This is a genomic window from Variovorax sp. VRV01 (assembly GCF_014852545.1).
In the GTDB taxonomy this organism is placed as follows: domain Bacteria; phylum Pseudomonadota; class Gammaproteobacteria; order Burkholderiales; family Burkholderiaceae_C; genus Variovorax; species Variovorax beijingensis_A.
Window position 1 is genome coordinate 1 of sequence record NZ_JACVBS010000009.1, and the last position, 26,590, is coordinate 26,590.

Annotated in this window: 23 protein-coding genes, 2 tRNA genes and 2 pseudogenes; 13 read left to right on the top strand and 14 right to left on the bottom strand. The window is 63.6% G+C overall.

The window, feature by feature from the left end; translation table 11 throughout:
• Positions 1–233: 233 nt before the first annotated feature.
• The 7 genes and pseudogenes from IB278_RS16990 to IB278_RS17015 form a co-directional block, all read right to left on the bottom strand.
• The gene (locus IB278_RS16990) at positions 234–485 is read right to left on the bottom strand and encodes a hypothetical protein (protein ID WP_192324438.1); all 252 of its coding nucleotides are present in this window, start codon (positions 483–485) and stop codon (positions 234–236) included.
• Positions 486–550: 65 nt separating this feature from the next.
• Positions 551–913, bottom strand: a complete 363-nt coding sequence (locus IB278_RS16995) for a hypothetical protein (protein ID WP_192324440.1) — start codon at positions 911–913, stop codon at positions 551–553.
• 168 nt (positions 914–1,081) lie between these two features.
• Positions 1,082–1,612 carry a hypothetical protein gene (locus IB278_RS17000; RefSeq protein WP_192324442.1) on the bottom strand — a complete coding sequence of 177 codons (531 nt, stop codon included), beginning with the start codon at positions 1,610–1,612 and terminating at the stop codon, positions 1,082–1,084.
• An 87-nt stretch (positions 1,613–1,699) separates the two neighbouring features.
• Entirely contained in the window at positions 1,700–2,035 is a 336-nt protein-coding gene (locus IB278_RS17005) for an SMI1/KNR4 family protein (RefSeq protein WP_192324444.1), read from the bottom strand.
• Positions 2,036–2,121: 86 nt separating this feature from the next.
• A pseudogene (locus IB278_RS17010) lies at positions 2,122–2,460 on the bottom strand (SMI1/KNR4 family protein); the annotation flags it as partial.
• A gap of 15 nt (positions 2,461–2,475) precedes the next feature.
• Positions 2,476–2,607: a hypothetical protein gene (locus IB278_RS34075; protein ID WP_263864256.1), complete on the bottom strand. Its 132-nt coding sequence runs from the start codon at positions 2,605–2,607 to the stop codon at positions 2,476–2,478.
• 108 nt (positions 2,608–2,715) lie between these two features.
• A complete protein-coding gene (locus IB278_RS17015; protein WP_192324446.1) occupies positions 2,716–3,480 on the bottom strand; it encodes a hypothetical protein in 765 nt (254 codons plus the stop codon).
• A 266-nt stretch (positions 3,481–3,746) separates the two neighbouring features.
• On the opposite strand from IB278_RS17015, the pseudogene IB278_RS17020 reads away from it, so the two are divergent.
• Both IB278_RS17020 and IB278_RS17025 read left to right on the top strand, forming a co-directional pair.
• A pseudogene (locus IB278_RS17020) lies at positions 3,747–4,025 on the top strand (integrase core domain-containing protein); the annotation flags it as partial.
• Positions 4,026–4,053: 28 nt separating this feature from the next.
• Positions 4,054–4,629 carry a hypothetical protein gene (locus IB278_RS17025; protein WP_192324713.1) on the top strand — a complete coding sequence of 192 codons (576 nt, stop codon included), beginning with the start codon at positions 4,054–4,056 and terminating at the stop codon, positions 4,627–4,629.
• On the opposite strand, the gene IB278_RS17030 is transcribed toward IB278_RS17025, so the two are convergent.
• The gene (locus IB278_RS17030; protein WP_192324448.1) at positions 4,572–4,937 is read right to left on the bottom strand and encodes a helix-turn-helix domain-containing protein; all 366 of its coding nucleotides are present in this window, start codon (positions 4,935–4,937) and stop codon (positions 4,572–4,574) included. The two genes, IB278_RS17025 and IB278_RS17030, sit on opposite strands and share 58 nt — an antisense overlap.
• A 199-nt stretch (positions 4,938–5,136) precedes the next feature.
• On the opposite strand from IB278_RS17030, the gene IB278_RS17035 reads away from it, so the two are divergent.
• From IB278_RS17035 to IB278_RS33860, 11 genes are all read left to right on the top strand, one after another.
• The gene (locus IB278_RS17035) at positions 5,137–5,673 is read left to right on the top strand and encodes a helix-turn-helix domain-containing protein (RefSeq protein WP_192324698.1); all 537 of its coding nucleotides are present in this window, start codon (positions 5,137–5,139) and stop codon (positions 5,671–5,673) included.
• A gap of 530 nt (positions 5,674–6,203) precedes the next feature.
• A complete protein-coding gene (locus tag IB278_RS33855; RefSeq protein ID WP_225612979.1) occupies positions 6,204–6,782 on the top strand; it encodes a hypothetical protein in 579 nt (192 codons plus the stop codon).
• 55 nt (positions 6,783–6,837) lie between these two features.
• Positions 6,838–7,881, top strand: coding sequence for a relaxase/mobilization nuclease domain-containing protein (locus tag IB278_RS17045; RefSeq protein WP_192324450.1), 1,044 nt, complete (start codon positions 6,838–6,840; stop codon positions 7,879–7,881).
• A 236-nt stretch (positions 7,882–8,117) separates the two neighbouring features.
• Entirely contained in the window at positions 8,118–8,384 is a 267-nt protein-coding gene (locus IB278_RS17050; RefSeq protein ID WP_192324452.1) for a helix-turn-helix transcriptional regulator, read from the top strand.
• Positions 8,385–9,296: 912 nt separating this feature from the next.
• On the top strand, positions 9,297–17,951 hold the full coding sequence (locus tag IB278_RS17055) for a filamentous hemagglutinin N-terminal domain-containing protein (RefSeq protein ID WP_192324454.1): 8,655 nt from the start codon (positions 9,297–9,299) through the stop codon (positions 17,949–17,951).
• Positions 17,952–17,959: 8 nt separating this feature from the next.
• The gene (locus tag IB278_RS17060; protein WP_192324456.1) at positions 17,960–18,247 is read left to right on the top strand and encodes a barstar family protein; all 288 of its coding nucleotides are present in this window, start codon (positions 17,960–17,962) and stop codon (positions 18,245–18,247) included.
• Positions 18,248–18,263: 16 nt separating this feature from the next.
• The gene (locus tag IB278_RS17065; protein WP_192324458.1) at positions 18,264–18,503 is read left to right on the top strand and encodes a hypothetical protein; all 240 of its coding nucleotides are present in this window, start codon (positions 18,264–18,266) and stop codon (positions 18,501–18,503) included.
• A gap of 2 nt (positions 18,504–18,505) precedes the next feature.
• The gene (locus tag IB278_RS17070; RefSeq protein ID WP_192324460.1) at positions 18,506–18,832 is read left to right on the top strand and encodes a hypothetical protein; all 327 of its coding nucleotides are present in this window, start codon (positions 18,506–18,508) and stop codon (positions 18,830–18,832) included.
• A gap of 305 nt (positions 18,833–19,137) precedes the next feature.
• Positions 19,138–20,841 (top strand): ShlB/FhaC/HecB family hemolysin secretion/activation protein, encoded by a 1,704-nt coding sequence (locus IB278_RS17075; RefSeq protein WP_192324703.1) that lies wholly within the window; start codon positions 19,138–19,140, stop codon positions 20,839–20,841.
• Between the two features lie 44 nt (positions 20,842–20,885).
• Positions 20,886–21,539 carry a CC0125/CC1285 family lipoprotein gene (locus tag IB278_RS17080; RefSeq protein ID WP_192324462.1) on the top strand — a complete coding sequence of 218 codons (654 nt, stop codon included), beginning with the start codon at positions 20,886–20,888 and terminating at the stop codon, positions 21,537–21,539.
• A 114-nt stretch (positions 21,540–21,653) separates the two neighbouring features.
• Positions 21,654–21,893 carry a hypothetical protein gene (locus IB278_RS33860; RefSeq protein ID WP_225612980.1) on the top strand — a complete coding sequence of 80 codons (240 nt, stop codon included), beginning with the start codon at positions 21,654–21,656 and terminating at the stop codon, positions 21,891–21,893.
• 123 nt (positions 21,894–22,016) lie between these two features.
• On the opposite strand, the gene IB278_RS17090 is transcribed toward IB278_RS33860, so the two are convergent.
• The 6 genes from IB278_RS17090 to IB278_RS17115 form a co-directional block, all read right to left on the bottom strand.
• On the bottom strand, positions 22,017–23,255 hold the full coding sequence (locus IB278_RS17090; RefSeq protein WP_192324464.1) for a tyrosine-type recombinase/integrase: 1,239 nt from the start codon (positions 23,253–23,255) through the stop codon (positions 22,017–22,019).
• 181 nt (positions 23,256–23,436) lie between these two features.
• Positions 23,437–23,513: transfer RNA gene (locus tag IB278_RS17095), tRNA-Arg, on the bottom strand.
• Positions 23,514–23,581: 68 nt separating this feature from the next.
• Positions 23,582–23,830, bottom strand: a complete 249-nt coding sequence (locus IB278_RS17100) for a hypothetical protein (protein ID WP_192324466.1) — start codon at positions 23,828–23,830, stop codon at positions 23,582–23,584.
• Between the two features lie 141 nt (positions 23,831–23,971).
• Positions 23,972–24,048 (bottom strand) — tRNA-Pro (locus IB278_RS17105).
• A gap of 35 nt (positions 24,049–24,083) precedes the next feature.
• A complete protein-coding gene (locus tag IB278_RS17110; protein WP_145743554.1) occupies positions 24,084–24,788 on the bottom strand; it encodes a glutathione binding-like protein in 705 nt (234 codons plus the stop codon).
• 101 nt (positions 24,789–24,889) lie between these two features.
• Positions 24,890–26,569 (bottom strand): FAD-dependent oxidoreductase, encoded by a 1,680-nt coding sequence (locus IB278_RS17115; protein ID WP_186454173.1) that lies wholly within the window; start codon positions 26,567–26,569, stop codon positions 24,890–24,892.
• Between the last annotated feature and the right edge of the window lie 21 nt (positions 26,570–26,590).

Consider the following 26,590-nt stretch of genomic DNA (forward strand, 5'->3'; position numbering starts at 1 on the left):
GCCCAATAAACATCCTCAAGGTTCTCGTGTGTTCGGTCGAAGTCGTAGACGACTTGCATGTCCCGCACCTCCAACACTTCGACAACCTCGTCGTCTTTCAACTGACGCCCAAGCAGCGACTCGAAATCCATAGCACTTCCCTTGCTAGAAACAGGAAACCTTGCTCGTTAACCTAGGGCCCCACGGGACCGGATTTGACCGCGCGGTGAAGGACCGGTTCTGGCCGACAAGAGTCAAGTGTCCCCTGTAGCATCACGCAAATCGGCTAAGAGTTCCTCAAATATGTCTTCGGTCACACCCCGAACTTCTTCGGGCAGAAGATGCATGCTCATGGCATCGAGATGCGCAATGAGGGCCTCAGAAATTCCTTCCTGAAGCTTGCGCTCTGACCACGCCCGATAGCTTGGCAAGCTCACAAGTGGAAAATCCTTCGCGCGAGCTTGGAAGTCGAGGGCGCGCCTCGCAATATCAGCGTCTGTGGTCATGCCCAAATCTCTCTGTGGTGTGGCTTGTTGCCGAACGTCGGGTTTTGGCCGAGGCCGTGCCCCGCCTACGAGGCCGGACTGAAGTCTTCGCCAATCGTAGCCAGGGTCGCGCCGTCCTCGTCATAGACGTCGAAACGAGCGCGAAACCCCGCCTCATGCAAGACGTTGTACAGCTCCCTTGTGAACTGGCATGTGGATTCAGCCTCTCCGGCCACCGATCCATTGAAGAGAAACTCGCTATCGAGGCTCTTGTACGCATGGAATGACGAACCGGGGGTGTCCATGCGAATGCTCTGCGCTCCGTCGAACTCGGAGATCTTTAGCCGAACCTCAGCGCCACGAATGCGCTGCAAGGCCGCGGCGAACTCCTTCATGCGGCCGCCGCAATCGATGAGCCCATACACATTGTTGGATTCAGGAATCTCCATGCCGAGAAACTTTCCGAGCGTCCGCTTACGGGTGAATCTGTGGTCGTTGACGACCGTCTGGTCTTAGCCGATTGTTGCCGGACCCGAGGTCAGTGCGCACGCGCTTCGAATGCAGTGGTCAACCGCTTCCTTGTGGCCGCCGACAGCCGACGGTAGCCCTTGGCCGTTTTAGTGCCGCGGAGCGGCCTGCGCCGCGGCTATCCGCGCCTTCGCGAGCTCGAAGCTGTCGCCTTCCCAGACATCTACGCGGCTGCCGTCTGCCACAAATTGCTGGTGAAAGTCCCTGGCAAAGCTCCACGGGTGGTAGAGCCAGCCTTCTGCGCTTGCCTCCGCGCTCTTACCAAACCAGAGGTCAAGAATCGCAATGTCGATGGTCACGGACAACTGAAGCGCCTTCCTGGTCCCTGTCCGCCAGTCACCTCTAGTGTCGGCAAAGAAGACCGGATGCTTGACTACGAGTGCGTCGATTGATTCCTGAGTCGCAGCCGGGAGCTGACCAATCACGTCGAGAACAAGGAACTCGAAAAACAGGTCCATCCAACGCTTTTCGCGGTGGTAGGGTGCCATGGTCGCATACAGGGCGTCCAGCGAGAGCGGGAGGCTCGGTTCTGACGGATTTGCTGGAGCAACGGTGTCGGTCTGCTGGGAAGGTGCAGCAGCAGGGCGAAACAGGTTTAGGCCGCGCTTGAACATAAGCAATGGTGATACTCCGGGCGCGTAGCGCCGCGAATCCTGAGTTGAGTTCGAAGGACTGCTGTTGGCCGACTGCCGCCGGTGGGGCAAGCGTCAGGTGCCGAGGGCAGCCTCACGCTGGAAGCCTCGGGCAAGCCCGGGAAAGTCATCAGCTACTTTGATGGCAACGTCTGGTGCCATTCCAATCATAGGCAGCATGAAGACGGCGCCGGCCTCGTCAAAGGCGTAGATATCACCACCACCGTTCCCGGCGAACGCCACGAAGCCCGGAGCGTATGCGCCAACTTCCATTTCAACGTTGGCCGTAGTCACCTCGTCCTCGCCCCAAAGGATGATGTACTGCTCCTCGTCACCCATGACGACGAAGCCCTCGAACACGCCGTTCGCGTTGATGAATGCTCGGTAGGCAGTAGGCAGGTGACTGGTCATCGTGGGTGTCTGGTCTTGGCCGACTGTAGCCGGTTGGGAGGGCGCTTCGGCGCCGCTCCAAGGTCGCCGAGTCCGGCGCATCGCGGTCACTCGGCGGCCACGGACGAGAGTGCTGCGCAGAAGTCGTCGAACGAATCCGCTACATGCTCGTATGACGGCTCGTCTTCTACGGACCGCTCGTTGCTCCAGAGGACGACCGGCGACTCGCCCGAGCCGCAGTCGAAGCAAAGCGCATCGTTGTTTGCCAGCACGGCAAACGGCAGAAGCGTCCCGAGACGATTTTCCAGAGCGGACCAGAAGACATTGGCGTTTAAGAATCCGAGCTGATGGTCCTTAAGGTCATGACCGGCCGTGTAGTGGAGGAAGCGTTCTATCGGTGGAGCAAGCTGACCATTGCGCGTGTGAAAGTATCTCGTTGAGGGCCTGCCACCGTTGAACTCCTAGACGACCTGCAGGTAGGCAGGGTCGAACTCGAAGGAAGGAGAATCGGCGCGAACCATTTCCCTCATCTCATCGAGCTCGCGCTTCGAGGTGGGGCAGACCAGGGATGCGTCGAAGAACTGAAGTGGCATCGGTACTTTTGGGGAGAGGGGCGAACGACTGCAAATCGGCAAATTGTGGTGCTCGCCGAATGACGGGTCTTGGCCGATTGCGTAGGTTGCTGGGATGCTCACTGAACGCTAGCGTTCGCTGAACATGAACGCCTTCTTGGCCTCATCGTCGACGAATACATAGGCCGTACCGCCTCCGAAATTCGCCCACTCGAAGAACCATTCACCGGTCTCCCGCACCAAAACTTGCGATGGCCTTCCGGGAAGGTCCACCTGACCTCTTGACCATGCGCCGTAGTGGCGTCTCTCGTTCGGCGGTGCCTCTGCCCTCATGTGGTCCTGACCGAACTCCCCGCCCCAGTAGTGCAGATGCTCTGCCCCTGTTTCGACGGGGGATGGAGGAGGTCCCTCGGGCGCCACCGTTCCGACCAACTGAACCAAGAATCGACCAGGTGGTTCCGAACCTTCTTGGTGATTCGGCCCATACGAAGGCAGGGCGCCCAGGTAAGAGTCCCACGGCGAGGGCTCAGTAGCATCCCACCCAACAATGATGGCTTCGGGCTCCACTTCTGCGCCCTCCGGCGATGGCGCGCTGACGTCGGTCTGCTCATCCCTATTCAGGATCACCGCCGCGTTCGCGCCAGAAAGATAGTCCCAATCCCCGCACAAAGCCCCGTCCGGACATTGGAATAGGTAGAGCGCGCGCCCCTCCTGACCCATATTGAGAACATCCGAGTGGTGAAATTGGCCTATGAAGTTTTGCGGACGACCGCATACGAAACATGTGGGCCAACGCTCGGCAGGGAAACCGAAAGCCAGTCCGCCGAGCTTGTCCTCGCGGCCATTTCGGACTTTGTAGAACAGGCCGAGCTGGAATTTGGGCTTGAGATTCATAGGCCAGGTTTCCCCTCGCGACATGATGATTTAAAAGCCAGATGAAGGGCCTCGCCGCCCTCGCCCGAAAGCAGCTTCTGCACGATTGTTGAGGGACCCTCCGTTAGTACGCACGCGCTCACAAGGAATACAGATTGCGACCGTTGTGCGGCAGCGACGAAGTTCCGGTATTGGCCGAACTGTGCCATAGCTGTGTGAGTACGCCGCGCTGCTATTCGCCGTCGAGTCGCAAGAGCTTCTCGTCGAACCAGATGTCTTCGTAGGCCCACGGCATCCGTCACATCCTGATCGAGCCGGGACGGCCCATGCAGAACGGCTACATCGAGAGCTTCAACGGCAAGTTCAGGGACGAGTGCCTGAACGAACAGTGGTTCGAGACGCTGCAGCAGGCCCGATCGGCCATCACGCTCTGGCGCCAGGACTACAACGAGGTCAGGCCGCACAGCAGTTGCCAGCGAATGCCTCCGTCGAAGTTCGCCGAGCTGCATCGCCAGCGCGCTGGCGATGCAGCTCGATCCAGCTCAACAACCACCGAGATCAATTAATCTTGCAACCCGGACTTCCTCGTTATGAATGGCACGGCAGAAGGGGCAGGTCAGTCACCTGCTCCTACTTCGCGATGCTGGCTTCGTCCAGGGCGTTCACTTCGACTCCCTCGGTGGGCCTGGCATTGCATCTCCCGAGTTGACTTGGGATGCACGAGCCTCTGGACATCCTTCGATCCAGGACGGTCTGGACCAAGGTCAAGTCGATGTGGGATCAGTTCGCGGGTGCCCGGAATCTGTCCTGCCCGTCCTAGCAGGGGCGCTCGGCCAACCGGCCGACGGCTGCCGAGAAAGTCTCATCCATGCGCATCTGCTATGCAATCCCGCCGATAACCTGGTCCAGCGCCACCTTGCCCGGGGCCTTAACGGCATCGAACGACAACTCCAGCCCCTTGTCCTTGGCCACGAGAGCTATCGGCTGGTCTATGAGGTGCGGGCCAACGCCCACCGCAATGCGCGTGCGATTAAAGCCAGGCATACCTCAAAGGATGGTTTTGATACGCGTCGCCCCCAAATCGATCGCCAACTTGCCCATCGAGAGAACCGTCAACGCAGCTGCGAACGCCTGCTGCCGATGGCGAGTTTTGACTCGTGGGAGGCCTGATTCACTCGACGCTTTCTGCTTTGCTCACCCATGGATGGCTCAACGACATACGTATTGCCTTGCAATAGATCCGGGACTGTCGTTCTTAACGCGAATGCCAGTGTGCCAAGAGTCCACAGCGATGGATTCGCTAGTCCTCGCTCGATGAGCGATATGTAGGTCCGATCAAGTTCGCAGTCGAAGGCGAGTTCGGTCTGAGATCTATCTGCTTTTATCCGAAGTTCTTTGAGACGTTTGCCGAGTGCGATCGAAATGGGCTCTCTGTGCGTTGGAGCCTGCAGGTTCGATCTCTTGGCGGCAATGGGCATACATGCTGACGATCTTTCTTTGCAGCCCTAGAATCGACGGCATATACACTGCATAGAAAAACCGGTCATGGCTATCTATCAAGCGTCACCGTTGCCAACCGCGCGACCAGTACGAATCCCCACGTCCGCATTGCCCGCAAAGGCGCGCCGATCGACGCATGCGGCGCGCAGCCCGTCGGCGACGCGCATTGGGGCGCAGGTGAGGGCGCTGCGCATGGCCGCCGAGGTGTCTGGCGGCGAACTGGCCAAGACCTCGGGGATTTCTGCCTCGATGCTCTCGCGCATCGAGCGCGGTCTGGTCTCGCCTTCGGTGGAGACCTTGGAGCGCCTCGCGCAGGGGCTGCATGTGCCGACCTCCCGCTTCTTCAGTGATCAGGCGCGGCGCACGGACTTTTGCCATGTGCGTGCAGGACAGGGTGTCTTGGTCGATCGCATCGGCGCCGTGGCGGACTACCGCTACGAGCTGCTGGGTCACCTGCTGTCGGGCAACCTGTTCGTCGAGCCGTACCTGGTCACGCTGCTGCCCGGCGCCGATCCCTACGTGACCTTCCAGCACCCGGGTCTCAAGTTCCTGTACTTCCTGTCCGGGGAGGTCAGCTACCGTTACGGCGGCAGGACTGCGGAGGTGAGGGCGGGGGACTCGCTGCTGTTCGATGCGACCGCACTGCATGGGATCGAGGCCATTCGGACCCAGCCGGTCTCTTACCTGTCGGTGGTGTTCACGCTGCGAGAGTAGGCTGGCCGCGGCAGCCCTGCCGCGCTACGCGGGCAACGCGAATACCCATTCGATGGTTCCCCCCGAATTCGCTGCGTGTCGAATTCACCCTTCCGTCTGGTTCTGTTTCTCGGTGTTCGGCATGCCGAACACCGAGAAAGTCTCGAACGGTAGCAACAGCTGAGGTCTTCCGCTTGATGGAGCCGTGAGGAAATTTATGCAGCGGCCGGGCGGGCTTGCTCCGCGAGCGGAACAAATTTTCGGTTTCGGTAGCCTGGACGCAGCGGACGCAGCGGACGCAGGACGACGTCGAAACTTCGAAGGCAACGTCTTTGTGCGGCTACGAGGGCGGGATCGTTCCGTCTACCTCCGCAATGTTCGGCATGCCGAACATCGATGGACGGCTCCGAACTGCCGATCGACCGCAACGCGCCGGGAGCGGTGAAACGGCGAGGGGAGTTCGACGCTGGAATTCCGAGGGCAAAGTCCTTGTGCGGCCATGAGGGCAGGATAGACTGCCGTCAGACATTGTTAACAGCCATGGCGTTGCAATGACCCAGTCCTCTCGACCTAGCCGCGTGATTGGAACCCGGGTGTCGCCCGAGACGAGGGCGCGCTTCGTCGCGCTGGCCGCGCGGCATCACCTCAGTGCGTCGAGCCTGCTTGCGAAGATGGTCGACGAGGTCCTCAAGACCAACGGCGACATCTCGCTGGGCTCTGGCGCACAGCGACCCCTGTGCGAATCCGAAAACGACTCTGGCGTGGTGGATCGCATCACGCTGCGGCTTCGCAGGGGCGATCGCGCACTGGCGGCCGGACGAGCCCGTGTCCGTGGAATGAAGACAGCCAGCTACCTCGCCCTGCTGATCCACAACCATGTGCGTGACGCGGCCGTGCTGCCGCCGAACGAACTGGACCAGATCAAAGCGACCAGCGCCCAACTGGCCGCGCTGGGGCGGCAGCTCCGAATGTTCGGCATGCCGAACACTCTGTCTCAGCCTGCATCGGACCTGAGTGAAACGATCGCGCGGGTCCGGCGGGAAGTCGACGAGGCCCGCGAAGCCACGGCCGCCATCGTGCGCCGCAACCTGGTCAGCTGGGAGACCGGCGCCGGGAGTGCCCGTGCCTGAACAGACGGGGCGCTTGGGCCGAAGCGGCCGCGGCGCGGCCGATGCGCCGCGCGACATGACGCTCGACATCGTGAGCTACGGCCGGCGGGGACCGGGCGGCACGCTGCGCTTCGGCGCCGACCAGATCGCCCAGATCCAGCGCACGGTGGGGCGCACGCCCGAGGTGATGGTGAAAGTCTCCGGCGGCGGACGGGACATCGGCGGCGTCGAGGCCCATCTGCGCTACATCGGCCGGCACGGCAAGCTGCAGCTGGAAACCGACGAGGGACTGGCGCCGCAGGGCCGGGGTGCCGCCAAGGAGATCACGGCCGACTGGCAGCTGGCGCTTTGCAGAAGCCAGTACAAGCCGAAACCCGCGCCGGGGCAGAAAGACACGCGTGCGAAGCTGGTGCACAACATCGTCTTGTCCATGCCTGCCGGCACGCCACCGGACAAGATACGGGCTGCCGCCCGCGTCTTTGCGCGCGAGAACTTCGCGCTGCAATATCGCTACGCCATGGTGCTGCATACGGACCAGCCGCACCCGCATGTGCACCTGGTCGTCAAGTGCGAGCACGAGTTCGAGCCTGGCAAGCGCCTCTACATCCGAAAGGACACGCTGCGCCAGTGGCGCGAGCAGTTCGCCGCACTGATGCGGGAGCAAGGTGTGGCGGCCAATGCCACACCGCGCCAGGTGCGAGGGCAGACCCGCAAGCCGTACAGGGATGCGATTCATCACCGGCTGCGCGCGCTTCGGGCATTCGGGCAACTGCCGCCGAGCGACCGGTCCAGGCATCGACCGCCAAAGACCTCGACCTTCATGCGCGCCAAGCTGGCGAGCCTGCTCCAGGTCCTCCGCTCGGGGCCGGGCGCGTTGGATGCTGGCCAGGAGGCGATGCGGAGCACCCGGCGGGAGGTGGTGGTGGACTGGCGCGCAACGGCGGATGCACTTCGAAGACAGGGGGAAGGTGATCTGGCCGCACAGGCGGAGCGCTTCGTCGCGCGCATGCCAGGTGTACAGACCGATGCGCAGAGGATCGCCGATCGCTGGCGAGGGACCGAGAAGCGCCGTGCGCCGGAGCACGCGCCCACCGGGCCGCCTCCGCCGCGTGTCCGGTGATCGGCCGTCCCGCACCCCTGTCAGAAGTGACAGTTGACCGCCCGCGGGCTTGATTGCACGCTCGCCGAACTCCCTGCCTGAAACCCCACCCGCGGGACGGGAGGGCAGGGGACTTCTGGTGACGTGTGGCGGGCTGGTGCTGCTGCGCTGCCCTCTCTGTCCGAGTTCTCCAAGGAAGGCATTCCTCTTCCAACGCAAGCCGCCTTGAAGGCCGGGCTCCATTTCGAGGATTTGTCATGCATATCGAACACCATGCCAACCGCGGCGATGTTGACTTTCAGTCGGCGGCCGGCCCTGCGTTCTTTCGCATGGCCGATGTGATCCGGATCACCGCGCTGAGTCGTACCACCGTGTATCGACGGATCGCCGACGGCAAGTTCCCGCCTCCCGTGCACCTGGGAGGACGCGCCTGCGGATGGCCGCGCGCAGCGATTCAGCGGTGGATCGATGATCCGGACGGCTACTCGAACTTGCCCGTCGCGCACCTGCGCCGAATGAACTGAGTGGAGCGGGGCGTTCCGGGGCCTTCGGGCGGGGTCCGGATGCCTTGCTTTCTCGCCCTGTTGGATTCCCCGACTCCGGCGCCTTCAACAGAGACGCGGCAGGTTGGACTTCAGGGTTGCGTTCGTCGAGATGAGCGTCACAGGACGGCGGTCCGGGATGAAGAGGGGCAACGTCGCTGCGCCCCGCTGGACGGGAGCGCTTCGCCCCGGAAAAACCAGGGGAGCTGACACACGCGGGCCATCCCTTGCGCGCGTCGGCGCTCGCGGCCGCCGCGGATGGCCGCCAGAGGTGCGGCAGCAGCAGGTCGATGTCACCTGATCGTTGCCGACGGGGCCGCGCCGGCTCGTCGGAGTCACGCAGCTGCCACCCAGCGCTTCAGGCTGCAGTCGATGGCCTGGCCATGGCGCGCACCGTCCGGTCGCTCACGAGGGGCACCGGCGCGAACGCGAGCATCTCGGCAGGTGAAGCGCCCGGGGTGCACGGCGGCCGTCCGATCGCGTCGTGCCATCCATCCGGAATGACTTGACTCACGGCTGCCGATGGCAGCTTGCCTCGGCTCGTACGGGCCGTGCGGCTGCTGGGTCGGACAGGCGCTGGTGAATGTCGGTTCCCGAGAACGGCGCCTCCCGCCGCCGGACGGCTGTGCCGGTGGATGGTGTTTTTCCCGAGGCGCCAGGGAATGCGCGTGCCGTTGGCGCCGCTCGTCGAGTTCGGTCCGTTGCACTCATCCAACGCCGGGCACTCAAAAGTAATGCTCACGAATTACACGCGGCGGTGGTGATTCTTAAGTCTGCAGGATTCGTGAACAAGTACCGCACGAACCAGAGGGCCCCCTCCCATAATCGGCCCGCCGAAGCATCCTGTCACAAATAACGATGCCCGGCAGCCAATCCTAGAGGGAGCACCAGAACATGAATCGCCATTTGCACCGCATCGTTTTCAATGCCAAACGTGGGCTGCGCATGGTGGTTCAGGAGACCGCGAAGAGCACCGGCAAGGGATCGTCGAAGGCGACCGCCGTTGCAAGCGGCGCGTTCGCCGGTGCGGCGGCCTTTGCGCCGATGCTCGTGGGAGCCGCCCTTGCAGGCATGCTGATGGCCCCGTCTGCGCATGCCCAGATCGTCGGGGCGCCCAATGTTCCCGGCAACCTGCGCCCCACGGTGCTCGTTGCGCCGAACGGGGTCCCGTTGATCAACGTGCAGACCCCGAGTGCGGCGGGTGTGTCCCGCAACGTCTACAACCAGTTCAACGTGGCCCCGAACGGGGCCATCTTCAACAACAGCCGCGTCAATGCAGCCACACAGCTCGGCGGCATCGTTCAAAGCAATCCCTACCTCGCGGGCGGGCCGGCACGCATCATCCTGAACGAAGTCAACGGCGGGAATCCCAGCCAGCTTCGCGGGTACATGGAAGTGGCGGGACAGCGCGCGGAGATCATCATTGCCAACCCCGCCGGCATCAGCGTCGACGGTGCCGGCTTCATCAACGCCAGCCGTGCCACGCTCACGACCGGGACGCCACAGCTCAATGCGTTCGGTGGCCTCGACAGCTTCCTCGTGCGGGGCGGCACCATCACGATCAACGGTGCAGGCCTGGATGCGAGCAAGACGGATTACGCCGCGATTCTTGCGCGTGCCGTGGAAGCCAATGCAGGCATCTGGGCCAGCGAACTGAAGGTGGTGACCGGCGCGAACACGGTCAGCGCCGACCACGGCCAGGTCACGCCGACGACAGGCACCGGTGCGGCCCCCACCTTTGCCTTGGACGTGGCCGCCCTCGGCGGCATGTATGCCGGAAAAATCGTGCTGGTGGGCACCGAAGCCGGCCTCGGCGTGCGCAATGCCGGCACCATCCAGGCTGCACCGGGCACCAGTGCGTTGGCAGGCGCGGGCCAGCTCGTGGTCACCAGCGCCGGACGCCTGGAGAACATCGGCACGATCCAGGGCACGGCCGATGTGAACCTCGCGGCCGCGAGTCTGGGCAACAGCGGCCGCATCAGCAGCGGCGGCAATCTGAAGATCGCTTCGCAGGGCGACCTGGCGAATTCGCTCGACGGCAAGGGCGGCACGCTCGAAGGCGCGCGGCAGGAACTCGCCAGCACGGCCGGCAACATCGACAACCGCGGCGGCACCCTCCGCCAGACCAGCAGCACGGGGCTGACGATCTCGGCACCGGTGCTGAGCAACACGGCCGGCGGTGTGGTCGGGCCGGAGCCGGCCCCGGACACCCCGTCGCAGCCCGGTGGTGGCACGGGTCCGAGCACAGGTGGCGGTACCGATGGCGGCATCACCCCCCCGAGCGCGCCCACCACAGGTGGAACGGCGGGAACCGGCGGCACCGTCACCCCCGCGCCGTATGTGGCGCCATCGCCCGGGACCGTCACGGCAGCGGGCGTGATTCTCAATGACGGCGGCCGCATCTATGCAGGCGGCCCCATCGACCTGCAAAGCGCCAACATCAATAACAAGGGCGGCACCCTGAGCGTCGCCAGCATGACGGTCAACCAGCCGACCTTCAACAATCAAGGGGGCACGCTGAATGTCAGCAATGGCTTTACGGCCACCGTCGGCCAGTTCGACAATTCGGGCGGCCGGCTGAATGCCGGCTCGCTGAACATCGCCACCAGCGGCGACCTGCTCAACGTCGACGGCGTACTGACGAGCGCGACCGACGCCCACCTCGTGGTCGGCGGCAAGGCGGACAACACGCGTGGATCGATTTCGGGTGCGAACGCGCTGACCGCGAGCGTGGGCGGAGCCACCCTCAACAGCGGCGGCACCCTGGCTTCCAACCAGGCGCTGACGCTGAGCAGCGGCTCGCTGGAGAACACCAGCGGCAGCATCCAGTCGGCCCAGGCCGGCGTGCAGCTCGCAGTGACCAACCAGATGGTGAACGGCAGCGGCGGCAGCATCAACGCGGCCACGGATCTGGGTATCCAGGCCGGCGCATTGAGCAACAGCGGCAGCCTGCGCGGCGCGAACGATATCCATGTCGGGATCGGCGGCGCGATGGTAAATGACGGCAGCGTCACCGCCGGCCGCCACACCACGATCACGGCCGGCAGCCTGCAAGGCGGCAGCACCGGGGTGCAGGGCGCGGGCATCCAGAGCGACGGCACGCTCGGCGGGGCGGGCAACCTGGACGTGACGAGCACCGGCGCATTGGTCGCCCACGGCACCAACCTGGCGGCCGGCAATGCCGCGCTGCAAGGCGCAAGCGTCGATCTGTCGGGCAGCCAGACCAGCGCGGCCAACATCGCGGTCACGGCGACTCAGGGCAACGTGACTACCGACAAGGCCGTGATCACGACACCAGGCACCTTGAATGTCAAGGCCGCCGGGGTGGTGTCCAACGTCGAAGGAACGCTGGCCGGCAATGGCGACACCACGATCGACGCCTCCAGCCTGGACAATTCCGCAGGCACCCTCGCTTCGGTGACCGGCGATCTGCGCGTCACGACCAGCGGCACCACCGTCAACACGGCAGGCCGCATGCTGGCGTCCGGCGCGGTCGCGCTTGCGAACAGTGGCCTCACCAACACCGACGGGACGGCCAGCGGCGCCAGCCTCTCCATCGACACGCGTGGTGGCACTCTCGACAGCACGCGCGGCACGTTGAGCGCTAGCGGCACGATAGGCCTGAACACGGGCGCGCTGGTGAACGACGCTGGCCTGATCCAGTCCGGCGGCGCGATGGCCATCGACACGAACGGCCAGGCACTGACGAACACCAATGCGGAAGGCTACAGCACGGGGCAGGGTGGGATCGTCAGCGCGGATACGCTGACGCTGAACACGGGCGCGGTGAACAACGCGGCAGGCTTCATCGGCGCGGCCAAAGCATTGGTCGCCACGACCCAATTCTTCACCAACACCGATGCAGGCCTGGTGCTCGGCCAGGCCGCGGTGGCGATCAACACCCAGGGCGCAGGCTACGACAACAGCCACGGTCAAACCCTTGCCATGGGCGACCTGGGCGTCAACGCCGGCAGCGTTACGAATGTCGGTGGCCTGATCCGCTCGACCGCCACGACCACCCTGAATGCGGGCGGCATCGACAACCGCCTCACCTCCGGCGCCGAACAAGGCATCGAGGGCCAGAACGTCGCCATCGCCGCCACGACCGTCGAGAACACCGCGGGTGCGATTCGGGCGGATGTGAACACCACCCTCACGAGCAGCGGTCGCATCGACAACGGCACCGGCGGTCTGATCTACGCCGGCGACACGCTGGCCATCGTCGACCCCAATGCGGCCAATCCCGGCGCCAAGACCCTGAGCGCGGCCAACGGCGGCACCTTGCTCGCCGGCAAGGAACTCGTGGTCGATGCGGCTTCGCTCGCCAACGCCGGCCGGCTGCTCTCCCAGCAGGACATGCGCCTGGCCCTGACGCAGGACGCCGTATTCGCCGCAGGCAGCGAGACCATCGCCAACCGCGACCTGAGCATCGCCACCAGCGGCAACATCAGCAACAGCGGCCGGATCGCCGCCGGCAACGCCCTGTCGCTTTCGGCAGCCAACATCGACAACGCCGCCACCGGTGACATCCAGGGCACCATCACGCGGCTCAGTGCCACCGGCACGGTGACCAACCGCGGCGTGATCGATGGCAGTTTGACGCGCATCGATGCCGGTACCCTCAACAACATCGGCACCGGCCGCATCTACGGTGACCAGATCTCCATCGGCGTCGGCACACTCAACAACCTGGCCGAAACCCTCAACGGCACCACCAGCGCCGCGACCATTGCCGCGCGTCGCCGCCTGGACATCGGTGCGGACATCGTCAACAACCGCGACGGGTCGTTGATCTTCAGCGACGGCGACCTCTTCATCGGTGGCCGCCTCGATGCGGCAGGCTACGCCACCGGCTCGGCCGGTACCGTCAACAACCATGCTGCGACCATCGAGGCCACCCGCAACGTCGACATCAAGACGGGCGTGCTCAACAACACCAATGGCGGCGTGAGCTGGACGATGGAGCCGGGATCGAGCCAGCACATCGTCGAATATTCGCTCCCCGGCAGCAGCGTGCGCTATGCAGCGAGCGAGGTGCTCTTCAGCATCGGCGGCTTCCAACAGTTCCCGGACACTGGCTGGAACGGCTGGGCCGCCGTTCCAGCCACCGACCCGCAAGGGCCCGGCAGCAACGCCAACATGCGTCTGCTGATCCCGTCGCCCGACTATCCGCTGGAGCAGTTCCGCGCGTACTACATGCGAAGCCCGGCCAGCAGCCACGATCGGACCATCCAGGAATGCACTGTCGGGGAGGACAGCACCTGCACTGCAGTGACCGTCCCCGGCGCCTGGTACCCGCGCACCGATCCGATCTGGGCGACCTTCGGCGTCGCGCCGCCGGCCGAGGACCTGCCCGCTGACTTCGTCGGCTGGCGCTATCCGGACATCACGGTGGGGCAGACAGGCATCACAAGCTGGGACACCAGCGAGCCTCCGCACGAGGTGTTCACGCCTTTCGACCACCCGGTCACGCAGGCCGAATACGACCGGTGGCAGGCCTATCGCGCGGCACACAAGAAGCTGGACGAGGCCACGCTGAAATTTATCTACACCATGACGGGGCACACGTCGCTCACCAATCCCGACGACTACAAGCCCACGCGCATGTCGTCGATCTACGACGCGTACGACTACACCGTGACCTCGTCCACGCCGGTGCTGCAAAGCTCCAAGCCGGCCAAGATACTCGCGGGCGGCACGATGAACATCAACGTGGCCAGCGGCGTCAACGACATGAGCCAGATCCTCGCCGGTGGCGCGCTGACGGTCACTGGCGGGACCATCGTCAACAAGGGCCTGACGGTCGATGCGCCCACCGTGCAGACCGGCATCGCCATTCACAGCTACATCAACGAGCACGACTCCGGGAGCGACGAGCGGGTCTACCAGTTGGCTCCGTACAACCTCACGACCAACGACAGCGTCACGCTCGCGGCGGCACGCCAGCAAGGCAATGTGGCCGTCACCGGGAGTGGCACGGGTACCGGCATCCTGGCGCCGGGCCAGACCAGCACCGGCGCTCAAGGCACTGGCGGTGTCTCGGCGGGGGCACGCGTCAACCCCATCATTCAGGTTCCAACGGCCACGGGGCCCAATGGAACCGGCGCCGCCTCCGGGACCGCGCCCACCGTCGTTCGCACCAGCGTGCCCAACGCCACGGTACCGACCGCCAGCCTGTTCACCACGCATCCTGGCTCGTCCAGCCGCTACCTGATCGAGACGGACCCGCGCTTTGCCAACTACCGCACCTGGCTGTCCAGCGACTACCTGCTGAGCAACCTCGGGCTGGATCCCAATAACACCCTGAAGCGCCTGGGTGACGGGTTCTACGAGCAACGGCTGGTCCGCGAACAGGTGGCCCAGTTGACGGGCTTCCGCTACCTCGACGGCTTCGAGAGCGACGAGGCGCAGTACACGGCGCTGATGAACGCCGGGGCGACCTTTGCCAAGCAATACGGGTTGCGTCCGGGAATCGCCCTGACAGACGCCCAGATGGCCCAGCTCACCAGCGACATCGTCTGGCTGGTCGAGCAGACCGTCACCTTGCCGGACGGCAGCACCCAACGCGTGTTGGTGCCGCAGGTCTATGTGCGTGTGAAGGAAGGCGACATCGACGGCTCGGGCGCGCTGCTGTCGGGCCGCAGCGTGAACATGCAGTTCACAGGAGACATCACGAACGACGCCGGCACGATTGCCGGACGCAACGCCGTGGTTCTTACGGGCCAGAACATCAACAATCTGGGCGGCCGCATCACCGGCGACGACGTTAGCCTCACGGCCAGGAACGACCTGAACGTCATCGGCGGCATCGTCGACGCCCGCAGCCGCCTGGCCGCGGTGGCCGGACGCGACATCAATGTGGTGACAACCACCCGCGACTCGAGAAACACCGCCGGCGCACTCGCGCGCTCGGACGCCTCGAGCGGCGTCGCCCTGTCCGCTGTCACGCTCGATCGGGTCGCCGGCCTGTACGTGACCAACCCGGGAGGCAGCCTGGTGGCTGTGGCCGGGCGCGACATGAACCTGGTCGGCGCAGAAGTCCGAAGCGCGGGCGATGCCACCCTCGCAGCGGGACGCGACGTCAACCTCGATACGGTCACCACCGGCCGTAGTGAGGACATCCGCTGGAGCAGCAGGAACACGCGCAAGGAAGAGCGCAGCCAGGAAACCGGCACCACCGTCAGCGGTGCGGGCAATGTGAGCATCTCGGCCGGAGGCAACATCACCGGGCGGGCCGCCACCTTGAGCGCGGGCCAGACCCTCAGCCTCGACGCGGGCGACAAGCTCACTCTGTACGCGGGCGAGAACCAGGCGTCGGCCGAAACCACCCATTCCACCCGGAAAGGCATGAGCCACTACAGCCTGGATGCCGACAGCCAGCAAACCACCTTGGCGCGCACCACGCTCGCGGGCAAGGACGTGCAGCTGCGAAGCGGTGGCGACATGACGCTCGGCGCCATCCAGGCCAATGCCGAGAACCTCGATATCCAGTCCGGCGGCAAGCTCAATCTGCTCACACAGAGTACCACCAGTGCCGCCAGCCGCACGGAAAACGGCGGCGATGGCGCGTGGGTTTCGGCCAAGGGCAGCGGTCGCACTGACGAGACCAGCCGGTACAACCTGTTCAATGTGCAGAACCTGCGCATCCAGGCCGCTGGCGGCGTGACGGCGCAAGTGGGCCAGAACGACAGTCTGGCAGCGCTGGGCCAGCAGCCGGGCATGGCCTGGGTGAATCAGCTCACGTCCGACCCCGCCTTCGCGAACAGCGTCGAATGGCAGCGCGTGCAGGAGGAGCACAAGAAGTGGGCCTACAGCCAGACCAGCATGGGGCCTGTGGCCGCCCTTGTCGTCAGCGTGGTGGTCGGTATGGTAGCCGGGCCTGTGGCCGCCCAGGCAGGAACCGCCGCGGGCGGCGCCGCGGCAGGGGCAGGCATGGGCACGACCGTCTCCGCCGGTGTGGGCAGCGCGGTTCAAGCCGGCGTCACCGCCCTGGCCAGCCGGGCCGCGGTGAGCTTCGTCAACAACAACGGTGACATCGGCAAAGTGCTTGAGGAACTGGGCAGCAGTGAAGGCGTGAAGAACATCGCCACGGCCATGGTGACCGCGGGCGTACTTCAGGGGCTGAGCGAAGTGCTGCCGGACCGCCTTGCCCATGCGACGAACGGCTCGGCGCTGTTCACCGACCAATTGCAGCGTCAGTTGATCGACGGGGCGGCCAGCGCGGTGGTGCGCAGTGCGATCAATGGCACCAGCTTGGAAGACGAGCTGCGCTCGGGGTTGACGGATGCGCTTCTGAACACGATCGCTGCGCAGAGCGCCGATGGCATTGGGAAATTGACGTACGACGGGGACATCAACGCCTTCACGCAGAACGTCCTGCACGCCATCGCAGGGTGCGCAGTCGGTGCCGTGCGTGCAGACAGTTCGAGCGGCTGCGGCGCAGGAGCCCTGGGCGCCGTCATCGGCGAACTCACGGCCGGCGCATTCGGCCGGGACGAGTACGGCAATGTGATGCCCGGAGCGGTGGAGATGACGCAAGTGCTTGCCGCGATCGGGGGCGCGGTGGCCGGACTCGATGCCGAGGGCATCTACATCGCCGCGGCCTCCAGTGCGAATGCCGCCACCAACAACGCTTTGAGCTTGCGCGGTTCGGACAAGTTGAAGGGCGACCTTCGCGCGTGCTCAGAGGGGACGGGCAAGAGTTGCAATGTCGACAAGTTGCGGGACGAAATGACGGGCGACAGCGACAGGCAATCTGCGCGTATCAAGAGTGCCTGCGATGGCTCGGGAAGTCTTGCAAACTGCACTGCGCTTGCCAACAGCGCGAACCAGACATTGAACAACCTCGTTGAGGCGTATTTCTATGCCGATACGCCGGAGAAGAGGGCGCTGGTGGACGACCTGCTTAGCCGGCAAGTGACGGATATGACCCAGATGTACGAAGCGCTGGCGACGCAACAGTCCACAGCCGGCTTTGCTGATCTGTTGAAAACTGCAATCACTGGAGCGCTACCAATCGTGGGGACGGGCGTCGGCGCCACGATTGGCACAAGGTTGGGAGCAACCGGAAACGGGTCCAAGGCGCCAAGTGGGACTGCAAGTGCCCCTAACAATACTAATGGGGAAAAGGGGGGAATTTCCGCACAAGGAACAGCAAACGCAACTACTTATGCTGGATTGAAGTTGGATCTAAAGACGACCCAGGCCGCAAACGAGGTAGTCGAAAGTCTCCAGACTACTGGGAAACTGCCGCCGAACTATGTCGATAAAACGCAAGCAGCTCAACAAGGATGGCAACCGGGCAAGGCATTGAACAACTCAGTTCCTGGTGGACAATTGGGTGGTGACGTTTTCAACAATGTTCCGCCAGTCAACGGACTACCGCAGGCTGCAAACAGGACTTGGCAGGAAGTGGATATTGGACTGAGCAACACCATGTCCAGAAGCAATCAACCTGGTACACGGTTGCTTTATTCCAATGATGGTCTTCTGTACATAACAACTGACCACTACAAAACGGTTGCGCCAATCGGTACTTGGAAAAAATAGGGGTGAACATGGAAATACTCATTGATGGTGACTCCATTGAAGCAGCGAGTGATTTTCACCGCGCATTTTCGTCTGCGCTTGGAATAGAAAGTTTTTATGGTGGAAATCTTCATGCGTTATGGGATGTCTTAAGCGCGAGCGTTGAAAGACCTGTGACGCTGATTTGGAAGCGGTCTGGCAAGTCAAAACAAGCGTTGGGGGCTGACTTTGATGCAATTGTTGATGTGCTCCGGCGAGTTGAATTGCAGGATGAGAAATTCGGATGGGCGGATAGGTTTTCTTTTGTTCTTGAATAGTTGGGGCAAATGGGGAATGACCACAATTGATGCGGCGGTACCCGCCGGCTCCCCGATCATCACCCGTTTCATGAACGGCGTGACAGCTGATCTTCAACTAACCTTTGATCGAATTGCTGCCGGCGCAACTGGTAGCCCAACTACTCCTGCTGCACTTCAAGATTGGTTATCCAAATATCCAATTCTAGGCCTTAAAAAGATAATCGCTATCGATAAAACGGGTGCTCTTACTGAGTTCAATTTCGTTCAGGAATAAAGATGGCGATCGATTTGTTTTGTTACTGCTCGCTAGACGCCGACATGGTTCGCGAAGAGCTTGCGTTGCTGGTGGAAGGAAATCCAAACGTGTTCCCGAGCAAATTTTTAATCTCTGTCGTCACTGATTTGACAAACGCCAAGAACCACTACGACCTAGTGGAGATTGAAATTGCCCGGGAGAATGGCCTCGCTGCGCTGAGTTCATTCATAGTTGGCCTTAATGACAAGAAGGCTGTCGATTTGTTGTCGGCGGTTAAAAAAATGATAAAAAAATCACTGGGAGAGGAGAGGGTTCTGATTTTTCTAAATAACGAAGAAAGGCGATAGGTTAAATTTCGCCGCGGAATATTGTCATCGGCCAAGAGAACCGAGTTGCGCTTTTCCAAAATCAGAGCGAGCTTTGTCGCTCGCTTCTCGATTAGGTCCTTGCCTCTTGGCAGCGGCATGGTTTGTGCAGGCTTTTGTATTTTTCCTGAGTGTGTAGATCTGGGCCATTAATGTCCGCTAGGCGAAAGTCCGAGAGAGCGCCTAGTACCGAATACCGTCTCTTTCAAATGAGAGAAGTCGGTAGAACCGTCGCCAAAAAAACAAAGAGGGATTCTGGCTTGAAACGCAACTTGCTCGCGGCCGCCATGGCCGCCGGTCCGCTGCTGGCATTTGGTCAGCAATCGCCCACCACGCCCCAACCCTTCGTCGAACAACAACGCCAGCAGGAACGCGAACGCGCCCTGCGCGAGCAGAACGAGCGCACGGTCGACCAGCGCCTGCAGGCGGCACCGCCTGCACCAGTAGCACGCATCCCCGAATCCGAAGCCCCATGCTTCCGCATCGACCGCGTGCTCCTGGTCGGCGAGCAATCCGAGGCATTCCAGTGGGCGGTCTCTGATCTTTCAGGTCCTGAAGGCAACAATTCACCCCTCGGCCGGTGCCTGGGCACCGCCGGCGTGAACGTGGTGCTCGCCCGCGCCCAGCAGGCGGCCATCGCGCGCGGCTTCGTCACCACCCGCGTGCTGGCCGCGCCGCAGGACCTGTCCACCGGCACCCTGACCCTCTCGCTGGTGCCCGGCCGCATCGCGGCCATCCGCCTGACGCCGGATTCTTCCTCCACGCTGTTCGGCAGTTCCGCCTTGCTGGCTACCGCCATTCCCGCGCGGGTCGGCGACCTGCTGAACCTGCGCGACATCGAGCAGGGCCTGGAGAACCTCAAGCGCGCGCCCACGGCCGAGGCTGACATCCAGATCGAGCCCTCGACCGCACCCGATGCCAAGCCCGGCGACAGCGACTTGGTGGTCAAGTACGTCCAAGCCAAGAAATGGCGCGTCACCCTGAGCCTGGACGACAGCGGCACCGAGGCCACGGGCCGCTACCAGGCCGGCGCCACGGTGTCGGTGGACAACCCCTTCGGGCTGAACGACCTGTTCTACGTCAGCGCCAACCACAACCTCAACGGCCATGTGTTCAGCGACCCGGCCAAGGGCACCGAAGGCCAGACGGTGCACTACTCGCTGCCGTATGGCTACTGGATGCTGGGCTTCACGGCCTCCAACAGCCAGTACCACCAGCGCGTGGCCGGGCTGAACCAGGACTATGTGTATGCCGGCAAGACGAACAGCGCCGAGGTCAAGCTCTCGCGCCTGATCTACCGCGACCAGCGCCGCAAGACCACGCTGGCGCTGAAGGGCTTCCGGCGCGAATCGCGCAGCTTTGTAGACGACACCGAGGTCGAGGTGCAGCACCGGGTGGTGGGCGGCTGGGAGCTGGGCCTGAACCACAAGGAATTCATCGGCGAAGCGACGCTGGAGGGCACGCTCGCCTACAAGCACGGCACGGGCGGCTTCGGCGCCATCGCGGCGCCGGAGGAGGCGTTCGGCGAGGGCACCTCGCGCATGCGGCTGTACACGGCGGACATCAGCCTGAACGCGCCGTTCAAGCTCGGCGAGCAGAAGCTGCGCTATTCGGGCCTGATCCGCGCGCAGTGGAACCGCACGCCGCTCACGCCGCAGGACCGCTTCGCCATCGGCGGGCGCTACACAGTGCGCGGCTTCGATGGCGAGACCAGCCTGATGGGCGAGCGCGGCTGGCTGATCCGCAACGACATCGGCTGGGCCATGGGGCAGAGCGGGGCGGAGCTGTATGTCGGCGCCGACTACGGGCATGTCGGCGGGCGCTCGACCGCGGACCTGCTGGGCCGCAGCCTGGCGGGCGCGGTCATCGGGGTGCGGGGGCAGTGGAGCAAGCTGAGCTATGACTTCTTCATGGGGGCGCCGATCCGCAAGCCGGAGGGGTATCGGACCGCACGGGTCACGCTGGGGCTCAACCTGAATGCGAGTTTCTGACCAGCACACCCCCATCAGCAATTCGCTTTCCAGGGAGGATATTCATGTCGATCAAGACAATCGCAACGCTGATCGCAGCGACCGCGCTGACGGCCTGCGTGGGCCCGACGCCGTACCGAGCGGCGGGTGCCGAAGGCAACAACTTCGGTTATTCAAGCAGCAAGCTTTCCGATCAACTCTATCGCGTGCGCTTCGTGGGATCAAAAGCGACACCGCAGCGCTGGGTCGAAGCATTCATGCTCTACCGTAGCGCACAAGTCGCGAAGGAAGCCGGCGCACCTGCGTTCAAGATCGTCGAGGGCAACGTCGACACTACCGTGCTCACGGGCGACGACGTTTTTGGGCAAGGGAGACCACTCGCGGATGTGGGGGTAAGCCAGATGGGTCAAGAGCCGCAGATCGATGGCGACCGCATTGTCAGCGCCCGTGTGCCTTTCATGCAGCGAACCGCAGGTGCCATGCCTGTCTTTCGGGCTCCTCCCGCGCCGAGAATCAGCCAACCGCCGTTGTTCATCTACACGCCTGTTCCGTCTTCGCCGATCGTGCGAGGCGCGACGATCCTGATCGAGCTGCGCCCCGATTTCCAGAGCATGGACGAGCGGACCTTCGTCGCCGATGACGTGATCGCCCGAATCGGACCGCGCGTCAAGCTGGCGCAGCCATCTCCGGACAGGCCCCGTCCCGCTACAACCATTTGATCCAAGGCTTGCGCGATCAACGTTCGAGTCCACATCCCGCGCAAGGCCAAGGTCCAACCATCACAAGCAAACATTCATGACCTTAAGGACTCCATCTCTACGGACATGATGTGCATGATCAGCTTGATGCACACCATTCCGGCGCGCATGCTCACTCGAGCATGCCTGCCGTCGACCGTCTATGAAAGATGGGTGGTGAGAACGCGCTTACAGATCAGATCCCGTTGCCGGGAGATCTCGGTGAGCACCTGGCTTGATGAGGGGGATCGGCGCTATAACGACCTGCGGTGGTTGTCGGTCGAGATCCTGCCGGTACCGAGGCAGGAGCCGCGCTTCGCGCTCAAGGCGGCATGACCGTTGATCCTGCGAGCATGACCTTCCGCGGTCGTTGGTAGGCATCGACTTGGCTTGGCTGCCCGTGCACGACTTCGCTGAGAATACGAAGCTGGTCGCAGAGGCGCTTGGGCGCGGAACTGGCTATGCCACCCGGAGCGTCGGGACTTGTGCGCTTCTGGCGAGTTGATACAGATAGTCCGCCCAGCGCTGCATCATGTCCTTGCGCATGTCCATGAATTGCGCACGATCGTAGGCTGCGCCCAGCGGCCCGCTCTTGCCATGTGCAAGTTGTGCCTCGATGACATCGGGCGAAATGCCGTGCAGCTGCTCTGCCATGACTGTGCGGGCCATCGCGCGGAATCCGTGGGCGGTCATTTCGTCGTTGGTATAGCCGAGCCTTCGCAATGCCGCGTTCACGGTGTTCTCGCTCATGGGGCGCTCGCCGGTGCGGATACTTGGAAAGACATACCGGCCGTGCCCGGTCAATGGCTGAATATCTTCAAGTGCCTGCTTCGCCTGCCTTGCCAGCGGCACGAAGTGAGGGCGGCCGTTGAGCTTTTCATGCAGCCTTCGCTTCATGTCCTGCGCCGGGATGGTGAGCATCGAGTTGTCGAGATCGATCCATGCCCATTCCATCGCGCGGATGTTGCCGGGGCGCTGGAAGAGCAGGGCGGACAGGAGGAGGGCAGCGCGGGTGAGCGGCTGCCCGCTGTAGCCGTAGATGGCGCGCATCAGTTCTCCGACCTTCTGCGGCTCCAGAACGGCGGCCATGCTCTTGGTGAGCACCGGCCGGAGCGCCCCGTGCAGGTCGGGCGCCGGATTGCTCGCGCACCGGCCTGTCTGAACCCCGTAGCGGAACACCTGTCCGGCGCACTGGCGCAGGGTGTGGGCCGTCTCGATGACGCCTCGGCTCTCGGTGCGCTTGAGCGCGTGCAGAAGGTCCTTGGCCTGGATCGTGGCGATCGGCAGCTTGCCGATGTAGGGGAACAGGTCCTTATCCATGATGCGCAGCCAGCGCTCCGAATAGGATGCGCTCCAACTGCTGGCCTTGGTGGCGTGGAATTCCCGCGCCAACGCCTCGAAGGTGTTGGCTGCTTCCACTGCCCGGGACAGCTTCTCTGCGCGCTTCGCGAGGCCGGGGTCGACGTTGTCGGCAAGCAGTTCGCGGGCCTTGTCGCGCCGCTGCCGCGCCTTCGCGAGCGAGACCGCGGGGTAGACGCCCAAGGCCAGCGTCTTCGCCTTGCCGTTGAACCGGTAGTCCATGCGCCAGTACTTGCCCGCGGCTTTGACGCGCAGGTACATGCCGCCGCCGTCCGCGTAGCGCTCGCCGATCTCACTGCCCTTGTGCTTCACTTGCCTCACGAAAGTGTCCGTCAGCATTGGGTTTTTCTCCTTGCTGTCGGTACCTGGCTTTGGCGGCCGGGCAGATACCTGCAGAAGTACCGACAAAGTACCGACAAGACATGCTATGCCCCGATCCGTCTCGGAGCAAAGAAAAACCCGCTTCTCCTCGAAGGAGAGCGGGTTTCAGGATGGTTCTGAGCTAATTGAAACTGGAAATTGGCCTGCCCGGAGGGGATCGAACCCCCGACAACCTGCTTAGAAGGCAGGTGCTCTATCCAACTGAGCTACGGGCAGATTCCGGGCCGAACGGAGCCCCGGATTCTACCCACATCCACCTTGGAGTCCGGGGCGCCGGAGAGCACTCAGATCTGGACGAAATCGCCGACCGGCTCGAAGTTCTCTGTGGCCCAGGCGCGCAGCAGATCGAGCGTCTGCGCTTCCGAGGGCCCGTAAGTCTGGTGCTGCGCCAGCGGCGTGGAATTGATCTCTTCCGTGGCGCGCAAGGGGCGGCGGCGGGGCATCCAGTACAGGGTGGCGGTGTGGGAGACGAGGTCCTGCGTGACCTGGACCAGGCCTGTCTGGTTGCCAATCTTCAGTTCGTAGTAGGACACGGCCAACCCCGGTCAGTGATGATGTGAATTCGACTGTACGCGAGGAATTCACCGTGGGGATTGTTTTTGGCGCGCTGCCATGGGCCCGAAAAACAAGATGCCTGCAACAACGTGAGTCATTGCAGGCATTCGTATTTTTCTTGGTCGGGGCGAAAGGATTCGAACCTTCGACCCTCTGGTCCCAAACCAGATGCGCTACCAGGCTGCGCTACACCCCGACAAGCCTTCTATTCTAGCCCGGATATCGGGGCTCTCAGCGTTTCTCGTATTGGGTCTTGCCGAAAAGGATCTCGCGCTCCTTGTCGCCGGTGATCGGCTGGCGCAGGTCGGCCAGCACTTTCACGCCGCGCTGCACGGCGGGGCGGGCGGCAATGCCGTCGAACCAGGCCTTCAGGTGCGGGTAGTCGGTGAGGGTGATGCCCTGGTTTTCCCAGCTGCGCAGCCACGGGAAGATCGCGATGTCGGCAATCGAATAGGTCTTGCCGGCAATGAATTTGTTCTTCGACAGCTGCTTGTCGATCACGCCATAGAGGCGCTTGGCTTCGTTGCTGTAGCGCTCGATGGCGTAGCCGATCTTTTCAGGGGCATACATGCGGAAATGATGCGCCTGGCCGAGCATGGGACCGACGCTGCCCATCTGGAACATGAGCCACTGCAGGACGTCGTAGCGTTCGCGGTCGGTGCTGGGCAACAGTTTGCCGGTCTTGCCGGCTAGGTAGACGAGGATGGCGCCCGATTCGAACAGCGAGATCGGCTTGCCGTCCGGACCATCGGGGTCGGTGATGGCGGGGATCTTGTTGTTGGGGCTGATCTGCAGGAACTCGGGCGCGAACTGGTCGCCCTTGCCGATGTTGATCGGACGGGCGTTGTACGGCAGGCCGCACTCCTCCAGCATGATGTGAATCTTGTGGCCGTTGGGCGTGGGCCAGGAATAGACCTCGATGGGCGATGCAGGCATGTCGCGGGCTCCGGTGTTGGGGTTGGTTGTGATGCGAGGCAGGCAGCATATACGCGGCCATCCGCACGTGTGCAGCGCCGGGAATTACGGGCGGAGCACGCTCAGGCAACGGCCGAGTTGGACGACAGGTGCTGGTGGATCAGCGCGACCACGGCCGCGCCTTCGCCGATGGCCCCGCCCACGCGCTTGACCGAACCCGAGCGCACGTCGCCCACGGCGAAGACGCCCTGCACGCTGGATTCGAGCGCAGTGGAGGGCCGCGCCGGAAAGCCGCTGCTGGCGGCATCGCCCGTCAGCACGAAGCCATGCTTGTCGACCGAGACGCCGCAGCCGTCGAGCCAACTTGTCTCGGGCTCGGCGCCAACGAAGAGGAAGATGTTGCGCGCGTCGCAGTCGTGCTCGTTGCCCGTGGTCTGGCAGCGCCAGGTTGCACCCGTCAGTCCTTCGCCGGAACCGCCGTTGAGCTTCACCAGCTGGGTGTGGGGGTGCAGTTCGATGTTGGGCGTGGCCTCGATGCGATCGATCAGGTAGCGCGACATGCTGGCCGCGAGCGAGGGGCCGCGCACCAGCACATTGACCTTGGCCGCGTGGCGCGACAGGAACACCGCGGCCTGTCCGGCCGAATTGCCGCCGCCGACCAGCGCAACCTCCTGCTGCGCGCAGAGCTTGGCCTCGATGGCCGAAGCCCAATACCAGATGCCGCGGCCCTCGAACTCCGACAGCCTCGGCACGTCAGGCCGCCGGTAGCGTGCGCCGCTTGCAATCACCACCGTGCGCGCATGGATGGCACGGCCGTCGGCCAGCGTGATGCGCAGGGCGTCCATGGGGTTGTCGCGCGAGCAGTCCAGCGACGTCACCTTGGCAGGAATCAGCATTTCCACACCGAACTTCTGGGCCTGCACGAAGGCCCGGCCCGCGAGCGCCTGGCCCGAGATGCCGGTGGGAAAACCAAGGTAGTTCTCGATGCGCGCACTCGCCCCGGCCTGGCCGCCGAAGGCGCGGCAGTCGAGCACGATCACGCGCAGCCCTTCGGAGGCCGCATACACCGCGGTCGCAAGGCCGGCGGGGCCCGCCCCGACCACCGCCACGTCGAACAGTTCGTTGTGCTCCGCGGTGTCGACCATGCCCAGGCAGCGGGCCAGCGCCTCTTCGGCGGGGTTGACCAGCACCGAGCCGTCGGGGCACACGGCAAGCAGCTTGCAGGTGCCGTACTGCTCCAGCAGCGCGGCGGCGCCGGGATCTTCGGCCGCGTCGACCAGGTGGTAGGGATGCCCGTTGCGGCGCAGGAAATTCTCCAGGCGCGCCATGTCGGGCGACTCCGGCCGGCCGATCAGCACCGGCCCGCTGGCGCCGGATTCGATCAGCGCCACGCGCCGCAGGATCAGCGCGCGGGTGATGCGCTCGCCCAGGTCGGCTTCTGCCACCAGCAACGCGCGCAGTTGCGCGGGCGGCACGATCAGCGCTTCCACCTCTTCCTCGGCATGGCCGTCGACCAGGGCAGGGCGGCCGCTCAGCTGGCCGACTTCGGCAAGGAACTCGCCGGGGCCCTGGCGCACGATCGGCACCACGTGCCCGAGCCCGTCGCGCTGCGTGACCGCCACCACGCCCTTGAGCAGGACGAACATGCCGGGGCCGGTTTCGCCGGCGGTGAACAGCCGTTCCCCGCGGGCGAAGCGCTGCACGGTTCCGAAGTGCGCGATGCGCGCGATTTCGGTATCGCTCAGGACAGGAAAGGTCTGGTGAAGGCGGTTGTCGAAATTGCTGCTTGCGGCTGTGGCCATTGAGAAAACTCCATGTCGCGG